This window comes from Rufibacter sp. XAAS-G3-1 (genome assembly GCF_013623775.1).
Lineage (GTDB): Bacteria > Bacteroidota > Bacteroidia > Cytophagales > Hymenobacteraceae > Nibribacter.
The window spans coordinates 80,201-105,506 of record NZ_JABFAM010000016.1; the positions used below are offsets into that span (position 1 = coordinate 80,201).

Consider the following 25,306-nt stretch of genomic DNA (forward strand, 5'->3'; position numbering starts at 1 on the left):
AACAATGGCCCAGAAGAATTCCAGTTTTCAATGAATAAGTGTCTCTATCCCATGCGTGCCAACCGCGTCATTTTAAGGCTAATTTGACTAAAACAGGCCAGAAACGATATTGCCAACTTATGTTTGTGACAGAGCAGGGCCCCGGAATTCCTGCATAAAATACCACGAACAGCGTCTTCAGCCAGGAGAATTACTTCTTGCCTACGGCATTACTGGTCTTCATCAATTTCCGCTGGAAGAAATCGGCGGTAGCCAATCCTACTTTGAGCGCGTTGCCGTGGCTCATCCAGTGGTGGGTATCGTCCACAATCACTAGGGTTTCATAGGGCACGCCTTTGGCTTCCAGACGCCGTACCAGATCAGTACTCTGGCTGAACTGCACGTTGCGGTCATCGTCGCCGTGGATGATCAGGACGGGGGAAGTCCAGGTATCCATGTACGCCGTTACGGAAGATTGCCAGGCTACTTTGGAGGCCAGATCTGCGTCTGGGGCACGTTCATAGCGGTCTGGGGCGGTCATGCGCAGGGTGCTGGCGACAGTGCGGTCATGCACGCCGTGGATGTCTACCCCGGCGGCAAACAGTTTGGAGTCTTTCGCCAGGGCCATGGCCGCCAAATACCCGCCGTAAGACCCTCCGTAAATCCCGATGCGGGAGGCATCTACCTGCGGCTGTTTGGCCAGCCATTCACCGGCAGCTTTGATATCCTGGTACTCCGAGTTGCCTTTGGTGTTCGCGTTCTTCGGGTTCTGGAAATCATAGCCATAACCGATACCCAAACGGTAATTCACGGAGAGCACCACAAACCCCAGCTTGGTGAGGTATTGGTTTAGGGCGTACACATTAGAGTAGTACTCTGAGTAGTTCCAGCCCAACAACATCTGACGCGAGGGGCCTCCGTGTACATACACAATGGCTGGTTTCTTCCCACCGCCCTTGGGCTCAAAAAGCTGCCCGTGAATAGTGGTGCCATCAGGGGCTTTAAAAGTCACCTGCTTGGGCGTGACCAACTGTTTAGTAGGGAACTGAGTTGGTACCAGGTTTTCGCCTAAAAGGGTAGGTTTTCCCTTCTTGAAAGGCATACTGGTGAGCAAAGCCGGACGTTGAGCCGAGGCGCTGAAATAGAGAATATTGTTTCCATCACCCGTAACCACCGGAGTCCACTCCAAGCCCGTGCCCGGCGTAAGGATTTCCATGGCCGCTTTGTCTACGGGTACCCGGGCTACGTGCCTTCGGTCAATATCCAATTTGTCTGGCCCAGCATTGGCGCTGAAGACCAACCATTTTTTGTCAGAACTCAGGCGGATGTGCTCGGCCATGAGGTTACCGGGGGTAAGGAGCAAGGCATTGCCGCCGGTGGACGGAATGGAATACAGGTGCGGCCAGTTATCCTGGGAAGAAAGGAAGACAATCCGGTCGTTGGCGGCCCAGTGCAGGTTCACGCCGCCATGGGTGCCCGGAACCGAGCCAGCCAAGGTTTTAGGCGCTTCCCATAGCTTGGTGGCTTTCCCGGTAGCCACCTCCGCCGTCCAGATAGACCAAGGCTGGTGCTTGGCGGCTAAAATAGAATCCGGTGCTCCACCCGTACCCTGCGTTCGCACAAAGACCAACCTTTTCCCGTCCGGCGACCAGCGCGGGTTCCGATCACGGGTGAAAGAAGGGGCAATCCAATTCAAAGGTGTTTGTTCGTTCGTGAAAACCCCAATGAAGGCATGGTCACCCCGGTTAGAGACAAACACCAATTGCTCCCCACTCGGCGACCACTCCAGAGATCCAACAGATCCTCTTGCCGAAAACATTTGTTTGGCAGGGGCAGAGCCATCTAGCGGTGCTACCCACACCTGAGCGTTTCTGGTGAATGACATTCTATCGCCTTTTGGGGAGATCACCGGATTGGCCCCTTCGCCAATCGCTTTCGGCTCACCGCCGGCAAAAGGCACCGTCCAGATCTGCACCTTTGGGGCAACTGGGCTGAAGGAGGTGTTCACCGGCAAATCATTGTTCCAATTAGACCCGTGGTCTCCACCGCGTACATACACCACCCATTGCCCATCCGGAGACAGCGAGATACTGGTCAGTTCCTGCCCATCGTCCTGGAGGTAATTGGTGAGCCTGCGCGGCGTAAATTTTGGGCCTTCTGCTACATAGATATTCCGTTTTCCCTGCTCGTCTATGGCCCAGGCAATGCGAGAGCCCTGTTGAGAAGACGTAAGGGCGGTAGGGAACGGATAGGATTTCACCTGTTCAAAGGAGAAGGTTTGGGCCTGTGAGGAGAGGGAGAGCAGTAGAGTAAGGAAGAGGAGGATGTAGGGGTGCAGTTTTTTCATGGGAGAAGGGTTGATTAGGTGCTTTAAATCTAAAAGAGATATGGCGATTAACTAAATTTTCTTTCAAATAAAAAGAATTGAATAAGTATTATGTTAACTGGGGTGTTGTCAATTGAAGAAATTACCTGCAATATGTATCAAAGGATAGAATTTTAGCTTACAAATACCTACTTGTAAGTATAGGATTGCGGAGGGTGGGGTTTTACCTTGAAATAAATTAATTAAAGATGAAGCTGTTTAGTGTTTTATGCCTGTTTTCATAAAAGTAGCCTAAAAACAACGGTACCAGCGGACGCTTGCGACAGTGTACAAATAACTCCCTTGTTTTTGGCCTATTTTCATGAAAATAGCTTAAAAATGACGGCACCTTCGGAGGCTTGCACCAGAGTAATTGCTTTAAAGGCCAGTTAGTGAGAAACTCTAAACAGGTTCGATTTAAAAAAAGTGAACCAATTATAATTGTATTTGAGCTACAGCCCTTGTTAAAGTAAGTTTGTGTCATTTCACTATACTTTTAAAGTAGGTAGCTGTAATTGTTATTTCATCAGCTTCAAATCCAAGTCATAGGACTTTAGTTGAATTAGTGGTACTTACTATAGATGATTGCTCTAATAATTGTACTAGAAATAGGGTGATATGTAGAGGATTTACTTGCATAATATATAATTGAAAGTATTCTAAAGAGAGTTAAAAACTCTACTTACGCCATTTTTATTTATCTGAAATTTAATATTTATGGTAATGACCGACATGCTGAGTAATGTCTTAAGTTGGACGTACCAGCGCATGCAGTACTTGAATAAAAAAGTAGAGGTTCAGGCATCCTATAATTCTTTACTTCAAACCTTAGTCGAAGCTGAACAACAGCGGCATATTGCTGAATTGAAAGCTTTGCAATTAGAAAAAGAATTGCAAGTCCAACGTGAAAAGTTGGGGCGAGACTTACATGATGGTTTTGGTTCCCAACTCACGCATCTTATTTCCAGATTAGAATTACTTGCCTACCATAAGTTGCCTGATTCTGGTCAACTTCTCCGCTTAAGTGAGTTCACCCGTGAGATGAATAATACACTGCGTGAAACCATCTGGCTGCTGGATCAGAAAGAGATCACTTTGGAGGCATTGGGGGCACGTTTGCATGGGCTGCTACTTAAAGTTTGGGAAGATCGTGAGATGCCTGTTCTAAATTGGCAATTACTAAATGCAGACGAAAACCCAATATTGATGCCTTTAATGGCAATGCACCTTTTGCGTATTTCTCAAGAAGCAACAAACAATGCATTGAAATATGCCGGTTCCACGCAGGTAGTAGTGACATTAGAGGTCTGCCAAACCAATATTTCCCTTACCATTACTGATAACGGCCATGGTTTAGGGCCCGAAGCTGCTATAAACGGCTTTGGGCTCAGTAACATGCGGAAGCGTGCCGAGGAAGTACAAGGCACATTTTTACTAGACTCTGATACTTCAGGTACCCGCATTAAGGTGATGCTCCCTCTAAATGCTTAAAAATACGTCATTTGCCGTATTTACAAGCTGCTTTTCGCTCTGTACCTTTCATCTATAAAGCAAATCCTATTTTTCTATTTTGGATGCAAAAGATAACTGTCGGAATTGTGGAAGACAATGCCCAACTGAGCCAAGATATCCGGGAGAAGCTGGCATTAAGCGAAGAAGTAGAAGTATTGTTTGAGGCGCCAAATGGGGAGGTTTTACTGCAATATTTAGCGACGTGTAAGATACCAGAAGTATTGTTAATGGATGTGCAAATGCCTCTGATGAATGGAATTGAAGCGACGAGGCAGGTAAAGCAGAAGTATCCAGACCTGAAAATTGTGATGCTCACGGTAATGGACGACGAACAAAAGCTTTTTGAATCCTTGCAAGCCGGAGCATCAGGCTATTTGCTCAAAGATGCGAAACCACACCAATTACTCAATGCAATTTATGATGTAGTGGAAGGAGGATTGCCGCTTTCACCTACACTGGCAGGTTGGGTTCTAGGATACTTGAAAGGTGATAAAATAATTCCAAAGCCACAGATTACAGGATTAGATGTTTTAAGTAAGCGGGAAAAAGAAGTACTGGAATGCTTAAAAAGAGGAATGGCTGTAAAGCAAATTTCCGAAGAACTATTTATTGCTAATAAAACTGTACGGAAACATCTGGAGCATATCTATGAAAAGTTGCAGGTGCACTCTGCTAATGCCGCTATAGTTAAAGGAATGGGTGAGTAATTGTTGAGCATATAAGAGGGACATAGAGTGTTTATGATAACTAACTAGGAACCTGTATAGAGTTTTTAATTTTCACCTAGCTCAAATGATATCACTGACGCAGGCGTCAACTTATGCCCACTTTTTTAGGCTGTTTTTTGGAATACAGCTTAGAAACAGAAGTTTGATTACCCACTAAGTCATAAGCGGACGCTTGCGACAGTGATGAAATTTTAGTATTTATTACTCATATATGAATAAATTTTTAGAGTTTAATCTAGAATCCCATTACTAGTGATTAAAATAAATGAGGTGTTATCAAATGCTTTAACGTTTTTTAAATATAAAATTATGCCTGCTTTTCAAATGCTTGATGTAGCCATTGGAATGGTATTCATCTATATGCTATTAAGCTTAATCTGCTCTGCCATCAATGAGATAATAGAAGCATGGTTGAAACTGAGGGCAGTTGACCTTGAGCAAGGGATAAGGGAGTTATTACAAGAACAAAGCGGCACGTCTGTCATCACAGAAAAACTTTATAAACATCCTCTGCTATTTGGGTTATATAGAAGTGCATATGACCCATCAAAAATTGGAAAAGACAATAGATATAGGTGGGGTTCTGATTTGCCCTCCTACATTCCGGCCAGGAATTTCGCACTTGCCCTTATGGATGTAGTTCTGCCTGCTACAGCAACTACCGCCAGTGGTTCCACAAGTGCCACCGCTGCTCCAATAGATGCTGCAGGAGCACCTTTGCCCTTGCCCAACCCTCTGCAGCCTTTGCGAAATGCTGTTAGTACAAGTGCGGCTCTCACGGGTAATACGAAAATACAAGATGCTTTGTATAGCTTGATTGATGCAGCCGGAAATGATGCTGCCAAGGCAAGGGAAAACATAGAAAATTGGTTTAATAGTTCTATGGATCGGGTGTCTGGCTGGTACAAACGACGAATACAAAAGTTTCTACTCGTTTTAGGTTTTGTATTGGCAGGCGCAGTGAACGCCGATTCCTTCGCCATTTTTAAAAGCCTTGTTGATGATCCACCTCTAAGAAATGCCATAGTTTCTGCTGCTGCCCAAGCACCTCACCCTTCAGATAATTCACAAACGCCACAACTCAGGTTACAAGAGGCTGAAGCTGCCCTTGTGAAATTCAAATTGCCTATAGGTTGGGACTGGAAATCAGAACTCAATCCTACTGGTGTGTCAAACTTCCGTGCCTTACCACCTTGGGGGGTAAGTTGGGCCTTTAAAGTGTTAGGCTGGCTAATTACCGGATTGGCAATTTCATTAGGTGCGCCCTTCTGGTTCGATCTGTTAAATAAAGTAATGGTGATACGCTCAACGGTTAAGCCACATGAGAAAAGCCAAGAAGAATCTTCGGAGGATAGACAGAGATGAATTATGTTAATTATTGATCATATTTCAAGAGTAGTGAACATAATTACTGGGTAGAAATACCTTCTGTTATTTTGTCATCCTGAAAGGATCTTGTGGGCGAACTAGAAAGGCTTTTAAGAAAAGTAATTACCGGTCGCTAACCATCTCCTTTCATGGTTACAGAAAGGAGATGGTTTAAACTAGTTTAGTCCTGCTACTTACATGAAGTTAGCTTAATTTTTAAACATTATAAATTAGAAAATATGATAAGGGATTACTTCTATTTCAATTTAATGTCAGTAGTTGATGACGATGAAGATGTTGACTTTAAAGTTGAGTTTATCTCTAATGGAAACACAGGAAAGACAAGTATTAATGTTCCTGGACCTAATGACTCTATAATACACGATCAAGGTGTTAAGTTTATAGGGAAAGGGAGGGATTTACGCAATGGAACTACTGTAGTTGTTTCCAGAATTAGAAATCCACTTCCTATTGAGGAGGAGGATACAATAAAAGTTTATTTTTATATAAATAACCACTTATTAGCACAGGCAGATAATCCTGATGTTATTCCGCACAGTAATCATAAGTCTGAGACAGACGTTTCTGATATTCATTTGTTTATTAAATTTCCGGCTATATGAAAAGAGGCATAATCATTATTGTTACTCTCATTCTTAGTTCAAAATTGCACGCTCAGGAAAAACTTGACCCAATTAGTGCACCTACATCGCCTGCATCTGCTGTTTTAGGTGTGCAACCTAGTACAGTCTTAACACCTAAATCATACCGAGCATTAGAGACCGCCTTATACTCAAACTTTATAAAAGAAGGGGGGAGCGCAATAATCCCAAATGATTTTTCCTTAGAATTTACTCCTTATTGGTTCGAAGATCATAGTTTACCGTTAGAGGAGTACTTGTACCCGAAAAATGCATGGGATCAAATAACCAGGACTTCTTCATTTTCTATTGCCTCTACCCAAAATTTTTTGTTTGAAGATAAATCTTCTACAAACGGATTAGCATTTGGATACCGAACAAGATTTTACCTGTCAAATAAAAAAGACCGAGATAAAATAAGTAATTACAGGAGTACACTTGGTAGAATTGATATTACTGATATCAATTTTAAGGGTGAGATAGGCCAATTGTTAGCAGGAGATGTAACAATCATTACTAAACAATCTTTTTTAGATAAGTCCAGGAGTGTTTTGTTGTTGTATGTTCAAGAAAAATTAAAATTTGATATAGATAAGACTAAAGAGTTTGTGAAGAATTTATATGATAAAACTGGTTCACTTCCTGAATTAGATCGTGCTAATATAGGTTTGTTTTTGCAAGGATATTTTGAGTTAATAAATGCTGATGTAAGTAATATAGACGATTCAGAACTTATCTACGAAGAATTTAAAGAATATATAAAGCAGAGACAAGGATTAACCGTAGATCTTGCTTATGGGACTTTTTTAAACTTTCCGACAAATAATTTTAAATATTCTTTTGTGCCTCGTCAATCTTTATGGATTACACCTGTTTATAGATTTGGAAATGAGATTAGTTGGCTAAGGGCACTTATTGTTTTTCGATATGAATGGTCGGACTTGAAATATTATAAGAGATACTTTCCAAGTTCTAAAGTTTACAAAAGTAATATAGATTATGGCATCGCCTTTAATGGGGATTATAAATCTTTTTATTGGCAGTTGGAAGCAGTTGGAAGACGGAGTAATACAGAAGTGTCTATTGGAACTGATGCTAATGGAATAGATTTGTTTTCAAAAGATAAAAGTTCTGATTTTCAGTATATTGGCAAATTAGGTTACCGGATAAACGATAATATTGCCCTTACATATAGTTTGGGTAACCAGTTTAAACCTGAATTCGATCCAGAAAGTACATTAGTTGCTCTACTGACCCTGAACTTTGGTTTTGGTGGACCAACCATGGATAACTTAAAGTGATAGAGTTTCTTTTAGCGTATGATATAAATTCCTTAATCATAAATTTAAAATAATTGTATCTATCCAGCTGTAGTTGCTTTGTTTTAGAACCTGTATTTCTAAACAATAAACCCTCTAAAAAATGGACGCCGTAATGGATTTGACTGCTAGGGCAGTAGCGTACTTAGTTTTGATACAAGATATTATCTATGATCTTGAGGGTAATAAACAGGGTGAAGAGACTGTTTCTTTACTGGATCATAATGAAGATAGTATCTTTGAAAAGCTTGGCGCGGCATTAAAAAAATACAATGATTCAGCGCAACCAAGTAATCCTTATTTAGAACGTGCTAGTGAATTAATCTGTATAAAAGGTGAGAAGTTAGAGGGCTTAGAGATAGGTCATTTAATTTTGAAGAGATCCAAGGCATTACTGGTATGGCTTAGGGAGTACAAGTCTGGGGTAAGACAAAAGCTTTACTATTATGACGTGCGCAATGTTTCTAAAAAAGAGCTGAAGAACCAAACTTCAGAGACTTTGAAATTCCTTGACAGATACCCGGCTCCCCAGCAATGGCGCACTGCAGTAAGATCTATCCTTTATCTTACACCAGAGTCGCGCATAAGATTAGCCCAAGCTTTGAATTATCTGCCGCTTTTGGTGGTGATAGCTAGGGATGGAGGTAATTTGTCATTACAAGATCAGAGAACACTTCAAGAAGAATGGGAAACTGATAAAGTGACCAGGATACTTATTGAAGATGATCAAGTATTATTTAATCATTTGATAAACAAGGAGATAGCTTTGCCTTTTGATGTTGTCTTCAAACAGGAACTAGCAGAGATAGACAAAAGCCGCAGCCATCGTAACCAGGCAAGCGGCTTGCCTAATTCAAAAATCTGTGTACCTAATGGCAAGGTTGGTGCTGGGGTAAATGAAGATAATGATCCCTATCTTAAAGCTGCTGGTATGGGTCTGTGGGCGCTTGCCTTGTCTGGCGGCGGAATCAGGTCTGCTACTTACAATTTAGGGATCTTACAAGGTTTAGCGAAGGCAGGAATACTTTCCCGGTTTGATTACCTCTCAGTAGTATCGGGAGGTGGCTACATTGGGGCATGGCTGGCGGCTTGGATAAAAAGAGACGGCTCCCTGTTAAAAGTACAGGATAGATTAGACCCGGAAAAGTCCTCTGATCCTCGGGGCGAAGAAGTACGGCCTATCCGGTGGCTCCGCATGTTTAGCAATTACCTGGCACCAAATGCGAGTATCATGTCCACTGATTCCTGGACGGTTGGCATGACCTGGCTGAGGAATACCCTCTTAAATCAACTCATCATTATACTGTTGTTGTGCACTGTACTTTCCACGGGCTATTGTTTATATCTTTATTGGCAAAACCATCTTTGGTCTGTAAACAGTAGCAATGGAGTGGTTCTGGTTATTATAAGTATATTCTTGCTGTCTGGTGCCCTTATGGCAGGCTTTGGTATGCGCGGTTATCATAACTTACTGTCATCTAAAAGAGTTGAACCTGCAAAGAGAGCCAGATTAATAACCCTAGGGCTGTTATTCCTTAGTCTGATAACCTCTTTCCTGATAAGTAGTTGGTTTTTTGTTTATGCTACCAAATTCAATGTTAATGATATTGATTTTGGTTTCATTTGGTCAACTTTTGCAATAAGCGCGGCAGGTCTATTACTGGTCGCCTACCTTGGCCGGTATTTTTCATGTTTGCCTAAATACAATATCTATCAAAAGGTGGGGGCTTGGGTATTAATCGTTTCGTTTTCTGTTTTTGCGGCCCTTATTGGTTCTTTATTGCTAGGCGTAGTTTGGAAAGCAATCCTGCTTATCTATGACGCCCTTGGTACTACACTCTCCATTAGAATACCTTTTAAAGACAAAGCCGTAAATGTAAACTTTGAAGCCGAAGATTTCAGGGAAAAGTTAATTTTCATAGTGGGTACGCCCTTGGTCTTAGAAGTATTAAGCTTTACGGTTGTGTTAAGAATGGCATTTCTTGGCAAGTATTTTCCTGATGACCGCAGAGAGTGGTGGGGGCGCCTGGGTGCCTTGGTTCATAGGTTCATACTTTGCTGGCTACTGCTAAGTACTCTGGGTCTGTTCAGTGGAGAAATAATACAGTTAGGGGAAGGTTATTTGATGGTAGTGGCGGGAAGCTGGTTTGCCTTGATCGCAGTAGCGGTTCGCTTTGCTTTTAGTTCTACCACTCCAGCTCAGAAAGATTTAAATAATACGGCATCTAAAGTAAAAGATGTCATTGTGCGAATTGCTCCTTACCTGTTTATAGCGGGTATGCTAATTCTGGCTGCTGAAATAAATAAAAGGTTAATGGGCTTTTGGGGAATTAACAAGGAGCTGATGGAGAAAACAGACCTGTTCTACAGAGTTGTTGCCTTAACAGCCATGCTTGCTTTAGGTACTTTTATTTTGTCTTGGAGAGTGGGTGTGAATGAATTCTCAATGCACCACTTTTACCGGAACAGACTTATGCGGGGCTATTTAGCCGCTACCCGGAGGCGGACTGAACGAGATAAATCATCAAATGCTTTTACTGGCTTTGACAGTAAAGATGATCTTAAATTAGCTTTGTTAACAACAGGAAAGGGATATCAAGGGCCTTATCTTATCATTAACACAACCTTGAATGCCACCCAAGTTACAGACCTGGATAGGCAAGACCGCAAGGCCGAGTCATTCGTGTTTACCCCCTTGTTCTGTGGATTTGATATCAGCCGCACCAGGTCTGTGGGTAGTTTGGCCGGTAAATCTTATGAATACGGTTTCCGCCCAACGGGGCACTTTGCTTATAAGGGAGGGCCGGGGATTGGTACGGCAATGGCTATTTCTGGGGCGGCGGCTAACCCCAACCAAGGGTATCATTCTTCATCTGCCACCGCGTTTCTGATGACTGTCTTCAATGCCCGCCTTGGCTGGTGGATGGGGAACCCCCGGCGTAATAGATGGAAACGCTCTGATCCAAGATTTGGGCTAACGTATCTCATCTATGATCTGTTAGGCAAAACCGATACGAAAAGAGATTATGTCTGTCTTTCAGATGGCGGTCATTTTGATAATATGGGTTTATACGAGCTGATTAGGCGCCGGGTGACCTTTATTGTCTTAGGAGACGGGGAGCAGGACAGCAACTTTGCCTGTGAAGGACTGGCGAATGCCATTCGTAGATGCCGAATTGACTTTGGCGTGGAGATCGTCATTGATGTTGCTGCAATCACGGAAAGAGATGATAAGACCCAACGCTCAACCCGTCATTATTCTGTAGGGAATATCTGGTACCCGGAAGATCCTGCCGACAAACCTTCTGGTAAACTGCTGTATCTAAAAACGTCGCTCACCGGCGATGAGTCAGTTGACGTAAAGGAGTACGCCGCCGTCAACCCAAAATTCCCTCACCAGTCTACCAGTGACCAGTTTTTCAGCGAAGCACAATTTGAAAGCTACCGTAAACTAGGATTACATGTTATTGAATCTGCGCTTCCTATAATTTGATTAACGTTCCGCAAAGCTGCCGGTAGTTGCCGGCGAGTCTGGAGACTTACAACTTCCTTAGTTACGAGACTTCAGTCTCACGCCAGTGAGTTGGAAACCTATAAGGTCTTGGAGATCTCACAGGTTCCCAGCTTGTTTTCCATAGAGAAAACCAGAAATGCAAAATGTCATGCACTAGCCACCACAACCCGTTTTTCGCCTAAATTCCAATAAACAGGCCAAGAACGCTGCTGAAAAATGGAGCAAAAAAAAGCCTCTCCCAATCGGAGAGGCTTTTCTGTACTATGTCTTTATAACTAAAGACTAAGCGCGTTTTACGTTGATGGCGTTTAGTCCTTTTCTTCCTTCTTGAAGATCATAGACTACCTCGTCGTTTTCTCTGATTTCATCTACTAATCCAGATACGTGTACGAAGTACTCCTGATTTGAATTGTTGTCTTTGATAAAACCGAACCCTTTAGAGTCGTTGAAGAATTTTACTGTTCCTTGATTCATAATAATGATTAATATACATCTACTACCCTCAAAGGTAAACAATAGTTCAAGGTATCCTAGAAAAAGTAAAAATTAGTTTTAAAAATCTTCAATTCTGAATTCTGGCTAGTAGAGGCTGGGGTTTGTGTTTTGAACAAAATGTAAGGCAACAATTCTTGTGTCTCTTCTTCAACTGTTCTGAATACTAATGATAAGTTATGCGAGATTCTTTGAGTCTGATACCAGCAGCTTAGGAAGGTATATCCATCTATCGTGTGCTAAGGAAGGATTTACGTTAAGAGCTTGTTTAAATTTGAGGTTTGCCAGCGAAAATGGCCAGAGAAAGGTTCTGCATTCGCGTTTTTCTCGCAGCGTAGCAGCGCTACGGTGCGAGAAAAAGGCGAATGCAGGTTCTTTTTATGGTTGTTTGCAGCGCAAAGATGAAATTTAAACATGCTCTAATACATCAATCATTAATGAAGGCATACTTGATAGGTTTGAGTATATTTATACCTATACTTTGCACAACCCCAAAGACATGAGAGTTATTGATAAACTGGCTTGGATTGAAATCAAAGACGGCCAGATTCTGAGTACCCGAAGTAAAGGACGAACCAAGTACTATATTCCGGGTGGAAAGCGCGAGGCGGATGAAAACGATTTTACCGCTTTGTCCCGGGAAATAAAAGAAGAACTCACCGTGGAGCTGGTGGAGGAAACGGTGAATTACTTCGGGACTTTTCAGGCGCAGGCCGATAACCATGCGGAAGGAGTTGACGTGAAAATGACCTGCTATACTGGTGCCTATACGGGTACTATCCAGGCCGCCAGCGAGATTGAGGAAGTGGTTTGGTTAAGCTATGCCGACCGGGAAAAAGTGTCTCCCGTTGACCAGATAATTTTTGACTGGATGAAGGAGGAAGGCCTACTGCTGTAGGCTAGATTACAGTCATTATTACTTCGCCCATATCTCGTTTCTAATCTGTTTTGCTGAAAAAAGGCCTAAAACGGAATGCTTAAGAATGCAATGTTAAGCAGTTTAACCTTCTCTTGCGTTACATGAAAGCAGCTGATGTCTTCACTAATGGTCACCTGAAAAATTTTCCGTTTTTAGGCTGTTTTGGTGAAAAGTCCTGAAAACCAATTCTACTGCTAACCCTTCCTTATGAATTGCTGCGCCCAAGCAACCCCTCCCAGGAGGGGAATTATTCCAATGAGGCCTATCCCACTTAAACCCCAATACGAACAGATCATTTAAAAAGGGAGGTATTCATTTTAAGAAGGTACAACTCCTACATGGCCTTTTCAATCTTCACTTTCTTGCCTTTCAGTTTTTCCTGGCCCAAAAGCTTTACTGCTTTGTCTAATTTCTGTTTGGCTACGGCTACAAAGGCAGCGTTATCCAGCAATTCAATCCGGCCCAGGTCTGGTTTTTCTAATCCGCCTTTCTGGAGCATCCAACCCACCACATCTACTTTGTTTACTTTGTCTTTTTTGCCCGCGCTAATGTAGATGGTTTCCCAAGGGGAGGGGGGAGGCAGAACGGCTTTAGCCGGTAACTTCTCCAGGGGAGGAATCTTGGCCAGGTAAGGCGGCTTTTCACCGGGTTGCAGGAGCAGGTAGCTGGTGCCTTTGGCGTTCATGCGGGCGGTGCGGCCATTGCGGTGCGTGAAGTTTTCCTGGTCGGGTACCTGGAAGTGGATGACAAACTCCACCTCCGGAATATCTAGTCCACGCGCGGCTAAGTCAGTGCTGACCAGGGTGCGGTAGGTGCCGTTCCGGAACTTCATTAAGGTGCGTTCGCGGTCTGGTTGCTCCAGTCCGCCGTGGAAGATGCCGTGGGGCAGGCCTTTGTCGCGCAGGAAATCGCTTACTGCTTCCACCGTGTCGCGCTGGTTGCAGAACACCATGCTGGAGGCGGTACCTATGGCGCATAACACATCCATTAAGGCTGACATCTTGTTTCCGTTCTGCACTTCCACGGCCTTCACCTGCAAGTCAGGCGCGTTGCTGGCCTCCTGCAGGAAATTAACGGTTACGGGGTTCCTGAGCCGGGTAAAGGAAGGAACATTCGGCATGGCCGTGGCCGAAACCAGGAGGCGTTTGTCTAAGTTAGGTAGTTGGCCTATGATGAAAGCCATGTCCTCCTGAAACCCGTACTCCAGCGATTTATCAAATTCATCCAGCACCAAGGTTTGGATGGAAGTGGTGGCGAAGTTTTCTTCCCGCAGGTGGTAGGCAATCCGGCCCGGGGTGCCAATCAGGAGCGCTGGCGGATGGGCCAAGCTGCGTTTCTCGGGGTTGGTGGCGTGCCCGCCATAGAGGCTGTCTACTTTGAAGCCGGTAGCCATGCTTCTGAAAACCTGTTCAATCTGCATGGCCAGTTCGCGGGTGGGGGCTAGAAGGAGGGCCTGCACTTCCTGTACTTCGGGCTTCAAACGGGACAGGATGGACAGCAAATACCCCAACGTTTTCCCTGAACCCGTAGGCGACAGTAAGATGACATCGCTTTTCTGGGCCGCCGCCAGGGTGGCTTCCTGCATCTCATTCAGGCGGGAAATCTTTAGGGTCTCCAGGATTCTTTGGTGCATTTGCGGTTCGTTTATTCGGTAAAGGTAGCTATTAATCCGGCAGGGTTTCTGACCAGAAGCGTAAACTGCAATTACTACGCAGGAAGAAAACTGCTGGCCAATGGAATCTGCCTTCTTTTTGTTTAAGCGCACGTCTTTGGTGTTTTACTGGTGTTTTCCGGAAAACGGGCGTAAAACGGGAGAAAGGCCAGATGGAAAAACACCCGCAGGAATAGTAATATTTCCCTCAGCCCTGCGACCAATAGAGCACAAGACCTTTGAGGGTGGAATACAGGACAGGTGACGTAATCAGTTCTGATCAAACATTTACTACCTTGGTCTGGAAGAATCAGGCAATTAAGTCTGCGTTTGCGTATAGAACTGGGCAGTTACTGCGTTTTTAGAGAAACAAAACAACTATGGCAATTTTATTCGCATTTATATTGGCCGGATTTCTAGGGTATATCTATGGCCACCGCATCAGACCCAATAAACGGCTGCAAAGAACCCTGCGGCAAATTCAGGAGAAATGTGCCGCGGTGTTGGAAGACGAGAAAAAAGGCGTGTACAAAACCATTGTGACCGACAACCAGAAATCGTCTGAGTTGGTGGTAGAGGTGAAGGAACTGGCGGTGACGCAGGGCGGTCAGGTAAAGGTGCAGTACCTGAACGCTTACTACAAGAACCCGGTGTTCAGAACCCGCAAAGGAGCTGAATTATTGCAAGAGGTGCACGGCCTGCTAGGCGATTACCTGCCTAAGAATGAGATTGAATGGTATGAGGTCAATGGCCGCCATCAGAATATCAGAGAGTTTGTACAAGAGCTGGAAACGGTTCAGAAATCCCACATCAGAATAAACGAAGCAAATGGAAAATAAGGAAATCGCCCTGTCAGAAAACAAAGAGTTGATCCAGCAGAAAGCCCTGGAAATCTCCAAGACCATAGACCCCAGCAAGCCCGAAAGCCTCAGTTCCTTCGGGGTAGAGACGCAGCGTAAGTTGGGTTATTATTCCAATGAGCTCCTGACCAAGGTGAAAGCCAAAGACTCTGGTGATGCCGGGGCGGCCATCAATGAGCTGCTTACCCAGATCAACATGATCAAGGTAGACGAGACCGAGAAACCCGGTTTCTTCTCGCGCCTGCCGTTTATGGGCAAGATCAAAAATAAGACGCAGCAGTTGGCCAGCCAGTACAACTCGGTGTCTGAGAACGTAGATGATGTGGTGGTGAAGCTGGAGAAAACCCGCCAGAGCGTCTTGAAAGACACCACCGGCCTGGAGGTCATGTTCAAGCAGGTGGTGGAGTACATCCATGAAGTACGTTCTTTGATTACCGCCGGCAAGATGAAGATAGAGGAGATTGAGAATGAACTGATCCCGCAACTACAGTCTGAGGTGGAGAGCAGCGGGCAGGACGAACTGGTGGTGCAGCGCCTCGCCGACATGGTGGCGTTTAAAGACCGTTTAGAGAAAAAGGTGCATGATTTCACCTTGTCGCACACCATTGCCACGCAGTCTATGCCGCAGATCAGGATGATCCAGACCACCAATGACGTACTGGCCCAGAAGATACAGAACTCCATTGTGACCGTGATTCCGGTGTGGCGCCAGCAGGTAGCCATTGCCCTGGGGCTGGAGAAACAGCGGAAAGCCCTGGAGATTCAGAAGAAGGTCACCGATACCACCAATGAGATGCTGATGAAGAATTCCCAAATGCTGAAAACCAACGTGGTGACCGCCGCGCAGGAAAACGAGCGGGGCATTGTAGACGTGGATACTTTGAAGAAGGTGAACAAAGACATGGTGGAAACGTTGGATGCCGTGATCAAGATCTCTGAGGAAGGCAGCCGCAAACGGGCCGAGGCGGTAAAAGAGCTCGCGCTGGTGCAGGAAGAACTGAGCAGCAAGATTCTGGGCACGTTAAGCAAATCTAAAAAGATTGAAATTGAATAATGGCGGATAATTCCTCTTCCACTGCATCTTTAGAAGGAGTCCTGACGCAGGAGCAGGACTCCCTTTTAGATTTGTACTTGAACAACCTGGACAATTTTTTCGAGAATCAGAAAAACGCCGAGAAAATACAGGTTGAAATTGAGACGCTCCACCTTAAAAAGATACTCTCTGAATGATGGATTTCATGCGATCCCTGTTTGGGATGAAAGAGACGGGCCAAAGAGCCGTAGTAGGAGCACCCGTCGATTTTGGATTACAGGAGATAGCGTATATCAAAGATTCTAACCGGAGGCTTACCCAGCTTCAGGAGTTGGGTGCCCGTTTCAAGGGAACGCCGCACGAGCCTAAAATGAAGGCCGTCTACGAGAAGACCAAGAACATACATACCTATCTGGTTTCCAGAAAGAAGACGCATGACCTGGAGCTGTTCCACCTCAAGAACACCGACCATTTCATTACCACCTTCACCACCATTCTGGACGTGCACCAGAAACATTACCACCTGTCGCAGGCGGGCTCGGGAGGAAGTGAGGCCGTGGAGGCATTGATGCACCAGAGCAAGGCAGAGAAACTGAAACGGCTGGAGAAGGCAGCCAACCTGCCCGACCAGGTGAAACCCCTCACCAATACCGTGCAATTCTACAATGCGGGCGAGGCCAAAACCGCCGTGCCCCGTCTCTACGTGCCTGATATTTCCATCAACACCGTTGAGAAGATCACCTATCACACTGAAGGAAAATCTGGTGATTTGGTGCCCAGGGAAGTAGGGTTCACTTCTTCCAAAGACCAGAAAGAAGCCTTCCAAAACCACCTTTCCGTGCGGATAGGGTTGAAAGACGCGTCTTACGTAGGCAATGCGCTGGTTACCATTCCCAACAACAACGGCATTCAACCCACCGGCATCGTGCCCGTCATCCACTGGGAAGGATTTCTCTACGCCATCAACCTGAATGATTACCGCCTATTTCCCGTCAGAATTTACCGGAACGGAAGCAAGTAGGGGCAGCCCCTTTTGGTTGCCCAAACAATTGCTGATTCCTGTTTTCTAGCATTGCGGGACAGGTCGCGACCTGTCTGTACATTCTCTGGAAAATAGCCGGGAGAATGGTAAAGGCAACCACAAGAAAGAGCAACCACAAGGGATTGTCCCCCCCTACTGAGAAGCTCCGTTTTGGGCCTGTTTTTAAAGAAACAGGCCCAAAACGGAGCTTCTTCTTCTACAAACCACCAGTGGTGGTTCTGGGCTATTTCCTGAAAAAGACCTTGAAAACGGTGCCTTCGCCTACCTGGCTTTCTACCTCTATTTTGCCGCCGGCATTGTTCACGATCTTCTTGACCATGTATAAACCAATGCCGGTGCCTTCCACGTGGTCATGGAAGCGTTGGAACATGGTAAACAGATGTTCCTGTTGTTCGGGGTTTAGCCCTAGGCCGTTGTCCTGTACGGTTAGCACCATGAACTCTTTCTCTACGCGGCACTGTACGCTTACTTTGGGAGAACGGTTGGGAGAGCGGTATTTGATGGCGTTGGAAACCAGGTTGTAGACAATGCTGCGCAGGTTCTTCTCGGAGAAGGAAATGACCGGGCATTTAGTGACATCTAGTTCCAGTTGGGCATCGGCCTCCTTCACCATCGGCTCCAGATCCAGGGCTACGTCCTGCACCAGGCGGGCCAGGTCTATGGTGGTCACCTCAGTGCTGTGGTCGTTCTGGAGTTTGGTGATTTCGGTGAGGTTGCCAATGGTTTTCTTGAAGCGTTCTACCGCGCCTTGCATCATGTTCATGATCTGCTGCACCTCTGCCATCTCCATCTTGGTTTTGGGAAGTTCTACCTGCAGTTCCCGCAAGAGGGCTTCAATGTTATGGATGGGCGCTTTGAGGTCATGCGAGGCGGTGTACACGAAATTGTCCAGGTCATCAATCACCCGAAGTAAATGGGCGTTGGTATCCTTTAGTTTCAACTGCGTGTCTTTGAGGTCAGACAAGTCAATGAACGAGCCCAGCACCCGGTGCGGCACCTGGTACTCATTGTGCAGAATATACGCGCGGTTGTACACCGGGGCATAGGAGCGGTCGGCGCGGGTGAGCCTGAACTCCTCTACCCATTGGTCTTCCCCTTTGTTGATGGCCTCGTTGATTCCCTTGATCACCCGTTGCTTGTCTTCGGGGTGAATTTTAGAGAACCAGGCGTTTATCCCTTTGCCCATTTCCTCGGGCTCATAGCCCAAAATGGGTTTCAGGGTGTCGCTCCACCACAGTTCATTGGTGATGAGGTTCCAGTCCCAGACGACATCATTGGTGGCCATGGAAACCAACTTGAAGCGCTCCTGGCTTTCTGAGAGTGCCTGGGTTCTATCCGCTACCTTAATTTCCAGTTGGTTGTTGAGTTTGATCAGTTCTTCCTCGGCGCGTTTGAGGTCTTCGTAGGCCAGCAGAATTTTCTCTTCGCTTTCCCGCTTTTCGGTGATATCTGCCATGGTGAGGGTAAGGCCGTCTCCCATTTTAGCAGCGGCAAGCTCAAACCAGCGGCGTTTGCCGTTCATCTCCAGGTTTTGCTCCACGTGTAGCGGCTGGCCGGTTTCTATGACCTGCACAAACTTCTTGAACAAACCGGTTTTCTTCAGGAAAGGCATCTCTGGCAAAACGCTCTGGTGCAGGAGCTGATTCTGCGACTTGCCCATCAGTTGCTCTGCCTGGTTGTTCAGTAACGTCCACTTGAAATCTACCACTTCCTTCTCTTGGTTACGCACCGCCTGGAACGCCATAATGTTGTTGAGCGAACTGTTGAGTACGCCCTGCACCACGTTGCTGAGGGTTTTCAAGGTGGTAACCTCCACAAAGCTGAGTACCACGCCGTCTTTGTTTCCGTCGTGCTTCAGGTAGGGAATGATGCGCATCAGAAAACTTTTCCCGTCGGTGGTTTCCAGTTCCTGCTCAATTTCCACGGACGTGTTGTTCACCTTCTGGATGTCTTCCAGCCAGCGGTTGTACTTGAAGTTGTGGGAAAGGTGGTGAATGGGGCGGCCCAGGTCTAAGTCAATGATGTTGATCAACTGTATGACAATGGGCGTGAACTTTCTAATGACCAATTTCTGATCCAGGAAGAGTTGCCCTATGTTGGAACTCCTGATGTAGTTGTCCAGGTCTTCGTTCAGTTCCTGCAGTTCTTTGATCTTGAGCTGATGTTCTGAGTTAACCGTGTGCAATTCCTCGTTCAAAGACTGCATTTCTTCATTGGAACTTTGCAGCTCTTCGTTGGAAGACATGAGTTCCTCATTGGTAGATTGCAGTTCTTCATTGGAGGTGCTCAAATCCTGTACGGTCAGGTGCAGGCTTTCGCGGGCTTCTTTCAATTCTGCCTCCAGAATAGAAAGCTGTTGGAAATACTCGGTGTCTGCCGGTGTCACCAGCGAAGGCTCCAGATTTTTGAGAGTGGGGTTTACTTTCCCCATTTCCTGCAACAGCACCAGCAGTACCTTGGGCAAGTCTGGCTCCGCCGAAATGGCTTTCACCGTCATTTGCACCAACTGGTTTTTGGAACCTAAAGGCACCATCACCTGCCTGGACACGGTTTTCTGGTTTTTGAGCACTTTTCTGATATCTACGCTCAAAGTAACGGCCAACTCTTTGGGCACCATCTCCAGCAGGTTCAGTTGCAGGCGTTTTTGGGGTAGTTTTAGAAAACGGTTGAAATCCCCTATGCCGTGCAGGAGTTGGTAGTTGTCATCAATGTAGAGGCCGGTCATTTTCAGGTCTTCGGCCACGGCATCCAGGAACAGTTCATGGTAGCGCAGGGCTTGCGCGTTCCGGTAGGTGAGATGGCTGGGTTCAGAAGGCACCCGGGTATGATGGCTAACCCCGTAGGTCTGCTGAACTCCCTTGCTTTCCTGAATCTTCTGGAAGAGCTTCCATTTGCGGTTTCTCTCCGCGAAGTAATATTTCAGGTCTCCAATGTGCTCGCTGGGGCCCAGGAACAGATATCCGTTCAGTTTCAGGGCATACGGAAACACCGACATCACCTTTTTCTGGAGATCGGGGTTGAGGTAGATGAGCATGTTGCGGCAGGTGATCAGATCTATCCGGCTGAAGGGCGGGTCTTTTTGCAGGTCATGCTGGGCAAACACCACCAGCTTTCTAATGTCTTCCTTGATGGTGTACCGGTTGTTTTTGTAATGGAAGAACTGCTGCAGCCGGCTCTCAGACACATCTTTGGCAATGGAAACCGGGTACACTCCTTTGGAGGCTTGCCGAATGGCGCGCTGGTCAACATCGGTGGCGAAGAGTTTCACGTGCGTTTCTCGCCCAATTTTCTGAAAACACTCCTGAAACAGCATGGCAATGGAATACACCTCTTCACCGGTACTGCAGGCGGTTACCCAAACCTTAACGGTTTCCTCCTCAGGGGTGTTGGCAATAATGGCTGGGATAATTTCCTGTTGCAGCACCTCAAACGCCTCGGTGTCCCGGAAGAACCGGGTCACGCCAATCAGGAACTCCTGGCAAAGCTGCTTGATCTCGGCCGGATTTTCATGGATGTAGGTCAGGTATTCTGGCAGGGTAGCCACATTCACCACGTCCATTCGCTTTTTGATGCGCCGGTAAATGGTGCCCTGTTTGTAGCTTTTGAAATTGGTTTGGGTATGGGTACAGATAAGATCCAGGATTTCCTGCAACACCTCATTGTTTTCAATGCCGTTTTCCTGTTCCATGAGGGTGTGCACCAACGGAATCTGACGCGTGTACTCCAGAATCTCATGGGGCATGTTTTCCGGCGGAAAAACAAAATCTACCACCCCGGTTTCTATGGCGCTGCGGGGCATGCCGTCAAATTTGGCCGAAGTTGGGTCTTGCACCATCACCATGCCGCCCGCCGCTTTGATCATCTTCACGCCTTTGGTACCATCAGTGCCGGTACCAGACAGAACCAGACCGATGGCGTACCGGCCCCGGTCTTTGGCCAGCGATTCAAAGAAAACGTCTATGGCAAAGTTGGGTTCCCGGTTTCTTACCTGGTCTACTAACTTTAGCCGCCCTCTTTTCAAGGTCAGTTGCTTGCCGCTGGGCAGCACATAAATGCAGTTAGGGCGGGTGAGCATGTCATTTTCTGCTTCCTGCACCCGCATTTGGGTGTGTTTGGAAAGCAACTCCGCCATCAAACTTTTATGGTCAGGCGAGAGGTGCTGAATAATGACAAACGAAAACGTTGAGTTGTTGGGGAAATGGTCAAACAACTTATGAATGGCCTCTAACCCTCCCGCAGATGCCCCAATTCCTATCAGGTAATGGTCTGTCTGGGGGAGAGTGACGGGCTGTTTTGAACTTGGCATTGGTGATGTTGGTAAGGTACTGTCTTTTATAAAACTGCCGAAGGACGTGCCTTACTATCTTTCCTTGATGATTTTTTCCAGGACAGCGCTACGCAACGTCTCGGCGGCCTCTACTTCTTCTGCTAACCAGGGCAGGGAAGTATGCTTCACTGTTTCCTGGTAAGTGGAAAAAGAATTACGCGGGTGGTAGGTTTTGCCGTCATTTTCCATTTGAATAGCCTGATTAGGGTTGCCTCCCCAACTAACGGTCTGCAGTACCTCTGGCCGGAATCCAATCATGTATTCGCCCTGTTCTGGGTTGATAGGCAGCACCATCAGCCCACTTGCCAGGTCTTTGTACTCCCGGGATCGCGCGTATTGGTTGGGCAGGGTATCGGTGGTGTAGAGTTTATCGGTTTTGTTTCGGCGGAGCCAATACACCAGTTCCTTTATGTCCTGGTCAGTAGGCGTTTCGCCGCTAGTCCAGACTCCACCCTCAAACAACACCGCAGCCCCTGTGAGATTGAAGAGGTGCAGGAGGCTGGTTGAGCCGGATAAAAGACCTTCGGGCAGACTTGGGTTGGTGTACAGTTGCTCCAGTAATTGCGCGTGCATGCCCCGCAACCGCGATCTACGTTCAATGGTCTGTTCCCGTTCCTTGGACGCCAACTGCGCTGATACTATGCCGGACAATAACTCCAGCGCCGACCTTAGCTCATAGCTGGGGTTCTTAGGTGATTTATGGTGGCAGGAAATTAGCCCCCACAGTTTATTGTCAATAATGAGCGGCAAAGACATGGAAGCCATGACTTGCAAATTGGCCAGATACTCTAAATGCACCGTTGCCACGCTCCTTAAGTTGCAGTCAGATAAATCTGTGAACTGCAACGTCAGCGGGTTGATGAGCGGAGTTAACCGAATGGGCGTGTAAGAACGGGTAGGAATGAGCCGGTAAGGATTGCTGAAATAGAGATCGCGGGATTGCTTAGGCACATCAGAAGCCGGAAAGCGCAAGTCCAGGTAGTCATCCATGTCCTCTTCCTTGGCTTGCCCAATCACAATACCGTTCCACTGCGGGTCAAACTGGTAGGCTAACACGCGGTCAAACCCGGTCAGCTTTTTCATTTCCTTTACCGTGATCTGGGCAATCTCCTGAGTGCTGCCTGCCTGCTTAATAAGTGAGGTGAGATACTTGATCTGTTGGTACAATTCCAGAAATGAATCTTGGCGCGAAGAATCCCGGTTGTTTTCCACCTCAATGAGAACGTACTCTTCCTTGGGGTGCACCAGGGCCGTTAGCGTACTCTCTTTGCCCTGCGCCAGAAAAGTGATGTTGAACGGGATTTTTCCCTGGCTATTCTGTCCTTGCACTTTTCCCCTGATGTCTTCAGACTGCGCTGCCGGAAGGAACCCGGCGATTGGCTGATCCAGGATTTCTGAGGCGGAAATACCTAAAAGCTGCTCCACATTCTCACTCACCTGCACCACTCTAAGGTCATCATAGTCCAGCGTAAGTAGTGCGCCGTGCGGCTGAATCAGGTTCACTAAATGCAGCGGAATACTGCCGCAAAACTCAGAGTCATAGTTTTTCTCAATGGTGAAGCTAATGGGAGCTTGCTTTTTCTCCATAGGTGCAATGCTTATTTGGTCAATAGGTCAGCGAAAGGCATAACAGATAAGTACCTATTCTGTTTTGTTATCTTGCCAGACCTACAGAAATAAAAATATTTTAAGACAGGCCAGTCTGGCCAAATTTTCAAAGAGCGTGTTTACATTTCATCTTTGCGCTGCAAATGCCCACAGCAAGAACCTGCGTTCGCGGTTGCGTCGCCCCGTAGCGCTGCCACGCTGCTCAAAAAACGCTTCCGCAGAACCTTTCTCTGGTTAGTTGAGCCAGCAAACCTCACATGTAAACAAGCTCTAAACCAAATGTACAATAGGGTTAGGCACACTAAAAATTATGTGAATTAGCTTCTACGTATAACGGTTAGTATATGCGAAGCCCGCAGCGGAGCAAGGGTTTTGTATATACAGTGTTAAGTGCCGTAATTATTTTGTCACTTGATAATCTTTAACTAAAAGTGAGGCTGACAGATTTAGCTTTTCTGTTAAATTACGAATCATATCTACTGTCAATTTCCTTTTTCTATTCAGGATTTCAGAGACCCTGCTTTTCCCCCCTATAACACCTATCAAATCCCGTTGCTTTAAATCCATTTCTTCCATTCTTATTTTTATAGCCTCTATAGGGTCTGGGGCATCTATCGGATAATACTGGTTTTCATAATTCTCAATCAGCAATGAGAGAATTTCAGCTTCGTCTCCTTCAGTAGTGTTGGCTGGCATGTCGAAGACTTTTTCTAATCTCTCCAGTGCTTGGTAATAAGCCTGTTCTGTTTTAATTGGTTTTATTTCCATGGGTTTTCTCTCCTAAATGGTTTCGGCGTTTACTTTATCGTATTCAGAATGCGTTCCAATGAAACGGATAAATGCCCATTGTCGGGCATAGTTGAATTGCACTATCAGCCTATAAGAGTTTCCCTTAATATTAAATACGACTCTGTTCTGTCCAATAATACTGGCATGTGCAAAAGTCCTTTTGATATCATTTGGGCTTTTCCAGTCTGACGCTCTTGTTGTATCAAAACAAGTTTTTAGGTACTGTTCACTGTCAGCGTGCTTCTCCCAGAAGTCCCTTAATGTTTTCTTTGCAACTATTCGCTTCATTGTCTCTTATTACGGAACAAAGATATTAAAAAGTTCTACATTTGGGAATTTTATTTTATGACACCTAACTACGTTCTATAGGGGGAAATACGTTGATGTTTCTTTCGGGCTACATCTCCGGTCTATCGCAGCAAGGTGACTTGTGGGCTGGTGGTGTATGTTTTGGCTGGTGGTTCCCGGCAAGTCTGGAGAACTGCTTCATCCCATGTCACAAGACCGGAGTCTCGCGCCAGTAGGTTGCCTACCTATGAGGTTTTGGAGACCTCACAGGTTTCCGCGTTTTGGGCCTATTTTCCATAAAACAGCCCCAAAACGCATCAACGGGGCTCCCCCGCGCTATGGGAGCTAAATCCTATGGGGAAAAACAAAGGTGCTTTGTTGATGCCAGAAAATGAAGAAGCGGAGTAAGAAGTATCGAGTTTCCATCTTTTATTGCCCTACTATGGCGCGGAAGTTACTTCCGTGACTCATGATTATCTGAAAAGCAAGTCACGGAAGTAACTTCCGCGCCATAGTAGGGGATTGTTGAATTTTTTCTAAAAAATGAGTCTTGGAGGGGGCAGATACTGAGGAGTACGCCTGTTGGTCTGCTTGGTAGTGCGCCAGGCAATTTCCGTTTTCATGCTTAAGATGCTTCAATAAAACTCAGCAAGACAGCCACATATGGGCTTGCATGAATAATTTTTGTATAAATTTATTATTGTACAAAATCTACAACAACCTTGGTTTAAAAAGAATAGGTGATATTTTCTGTTTTCTTGGTTTATAACATACTCATATCAACTGTAATGAAAGAGCTGTAAAACAGCGTCTTGGATAATATCCCTTTGAACTTCTGGTAATTATTTCTGGTTTGCCCACATAATAAAGG

The 25,306-nt window shown here is 45.8% G+C and carries 18 protein-coding genes; 11 read left to right on the forward strand and 7 right to left on the reverse strand.

From position 1 onward, the window contains the following. Positions 1 to 190: 190 nt before the first annotated feature. On the reverse strand, positions 191 to 2,326 hold the full coding sequence (locus HHO50_RS16935) for a prolyl oligopeptidase family serine peptidase (RefSeq protein WP_181307682.1): 2,136 nt from the start codon (positions 2,324 to 2,326) through the stop codon (positions 191 to 193). A 741-nt stretch (positions 2,327 to 3,067) separates the two neighbouring features. Here HHO50_RS16935 and HHO50_RS16940 point away from each other — a divergent pair. The 6 genes from HHO50_RS16940 (at position 3,068) to HHO50_RS16965 (ending at position 11,405) form a co-directional block, all read left to right on the forward strand. After that, positions 3,068 to 3,835 carry a sensor histidine kinase gene (locus HHO50_RS16940; RefSeq protein ID WP_181307684.1) on the forward strand — a complete coding sequence of 256 codons (768 nt, stop codon included), beginning with the start codon at positions 3,068 to 3,070 and terminating at the stop codon, positions 3,833 to 3,835. Positions 3,836 to 3,846: 11 nt separating this feature from the next. Next, complete coding sequence (locus HHO50_RS16945) at positions 3,847 to 4,563, forward strand: response regulator transcription factor (RefSeq protein WP_181307687.1); 717 nt, start codon at positions 3,847 to 3,849, stop codon at positions 4,561 to 4,563. Between the two features lie 273 nt (positions 4,564 to 4,836). Further along, the gene (locus tag HHO50_RS16950) at positions 4,837 to 5,949 is read left to right on the forward strand and encodes a hypothetical protein (protein WP_181307689.1); all 1,113 of its coding nucleotides are present in this window, start codon (positions 4,837 to 4,839) and stop codon (positions 5,947 to 5,949) included. 272 nt (positions 5,950 to 6,221) lie between these two features. After that, positions 6,222 to 6,575, forward strand: a complete 354-nt coding sequence (locus HHO50_RS16955) for a hypothetical protein (RefSeq protein ID WP_181307691.1) — start codon at positions 6,222 to 6,224, stop codon at positions 6,573 to 6,575. Then, positions 6,572 to 7,894 carry a hypothetical protein gene (locus tag HHO50_RS16960; protein WP_181307693.1) on the forward strand — a complete coding sequence of 441 codons (1,323 nt, stop codon included), beginning with the start codon at positions 6,572 to 6,574 and terminating at the stop codon, positions 7,892 to 7,894. The genes HHO50_RS16955 and HHO50_RS16960 overlap by 4 nt, the downstream gene beginning before the upstream one ends. A 121-nt stretch (positions 7,895 to 8,015) precedes the next feature. Beyond that, on the forward strand, positions 8,016 to 11,405 hold the full coding sequence (locus HHO50_RS16965; RefSeq protein ID WP_219921570.1) for a patatin-like phospholipase family protein: 3,390 nt from the start codon (positions 8,016 to 8,018) through the stop codon (positions 11,403 to 11,405). Between the two features lie 303 nt (positions 11,406 to 11,708). Here HHO50_RS16965 and HHO50_RS16970 read toward each other — a convergent pair whose 3' ends face one another. Next, positions 11,709 to 11,900: a cold-shock protein gene (locus HHO50_RS16970; protein ID WP_062542011.1), complete on the reverse strand. Its 192-nt coding sequence runs from the start codon at positions 11,898 to 11,900 to the stop codon at positions 11,709 to 11,711. Positions 11,901 to 12,417: 517 nt separating this feature from the next. Here HHO50_RS16970 and HHO50_RS16975 point away from each other — a divergent pair. Beyond that, on the forward strand, positions 12,418 to 12,816 hold the full coding sequence (locus HHO50_RS16975) for an NUDIX domain-containing protein (RefSeq protein ID WP_181307695.1): 399 nt from the start codon (positions 12,418 to 12,420) through the stop codon (positions 12,814 to 12,816). 355 nt (positions 12,817 to 13,171) lie between these two features. Here the strand turns inward: HHO50_RS16975 and HHO50_RS16980 are convergent, their stop codons facing one another. Beyond that, on the reverse strand, positions 13,172 to 14,470 hold the full coding sequence (locus tag HHO50_RS16980) for a DEAD/DEAH box helicase (RefSeq protein WP_181307697.1): 1,299 nt from the start codon (positions 14,468 to 14,470) through the stop codon (positions 13,172 to 13,174). A gap of 398 nt (positions 14,471 to 14,868) precedes the next feature. Between HHO50_RS16980 and HHO50_RS16985 the strand changes: the two genes are divergently transcribed. From HHO50_RS16985 to HHO50_RS17000, 4 genes are read left to right on the forward strand one after another with little or no spacing between them, the layout of a single operon-like run. Beyond that, a complete protein-coding gene (locus HHO50_RS16985) occupies positions 14,869 to 15,327 on the forward strand; it encodes a hypothetical protein (protein ID WP_181307699.1) in 459 nt (152 codons plus the stop codon). Next, positions 15,317 to 16,402 carry a toxic anion resistance protein gene (locus HHO50_RS16990; protein WP_181307701.1) on the forward strand — a complete coding sequence of 362 codons (1,086 nt, stop codon included), beginning with the start codon at positions 15,317 to 15,319 and terminating at the stop codon, positions 16,400 to 16,402. Before HHO50_RS16985 ends, HHO50_RS16990 begins: the two co-directional genes overlap by 11 nt. Then, positions 16,402 to 16,578 carry a hypothetical protein gene (locus tag HHO50_RS16995; protein ID WP_181307703.1) on the forward strand — a complete coding sequence of 59 codons (177 nt, stop codon included), beginning with the start codon at positions 16,402 to 16,404 and terminating at the stop codon, positions 16,576 to 16,578. The genes HHO50_RS16990 and HHO50_RS16995 overlap by 1 nt, the downstream gene beginning before the upstream one ends. Then, positions 16,575 to 17,402 carry a hypothetical protein gene (locus HHO50_RS17000; RefSeq protein ID WP_181307705.1) on the forward strand — a complete coding sequence of 276 codons (828 nt, stop codon included), beginning with the start codon at positions 16,575 to 16,577 and terminating at the stop codon, positions 17,400 to 17,402. Before HHO50_RS16995 ends, HHO50_RS17000 begins: the two co-directional genes overlap by 4 nt. Before the next feature lie 244 nt (positions 17,403 to 17,646). Here the strand turns inward: HHO50_RS17000 and HHO50_RS17005 are convergent, their stop codons facing one another. The 4 genes from HHO50_RS17005 to HHO50_RS17020 all read right to left on the reverse strand — a co-directional run bounded on the left by HHO50_RS17005 (position 17,647) and on the right by HHO50_RS17020 (position 24,435). Continuing rightward, entirely contained in the window at positions 17,647 to 21,729 is a 4,083-nt protein-coding gene (locus HHO50_RS17005) for a chemotaxis protein CheB (RefSeq protein ID WP_181307707.1), read from the reverse strand. Positions 21,730 to 21,783: 54 nt separating this feature from the next. Then, on the reverse strand, positions 21,784 to 23,337 hold the full coding sequence (locus HHO50_RS17010) for a GAF domain-containing protein (protein WP_181307716.1): 1,554 nt from the start codon (positions 23,335 to 23,337) through the stop codon (positions 21,784 to 21,786). A gap of 420 nt (positions 23,338 to 23,757) precedes the next feature. After that, the gene (locus HHO50_RS17015) at positions 23,758 to 24,126 is read right to left on the reverse strand and encodes a type II toxin-antitoxin system HigA family antitoxin (RefSeq protein ID WP_181307718.1); all 369 of its coding nucleotides are present in this window, start codon (positions 24,124 to 24,126) and stop codon (positions 23,758 to 23,760) included. Between the two features lie 12 nt (positions 24,127 to 24,138). Continuing rightward, complete coding sequence (locus tag HHO50_RS17020) at positions 24,139 to 24,435, reverse strand: type II toxin-antitoxin system HigB family toxin (RefSeq protein WP_181307720.1); 297 nt, start codon at positions 24,433 to 24,435, stop codon at positions 24,139 to 24,141. Positions 24,436 to 25,306: the final 871 nt, after the last annotated feature.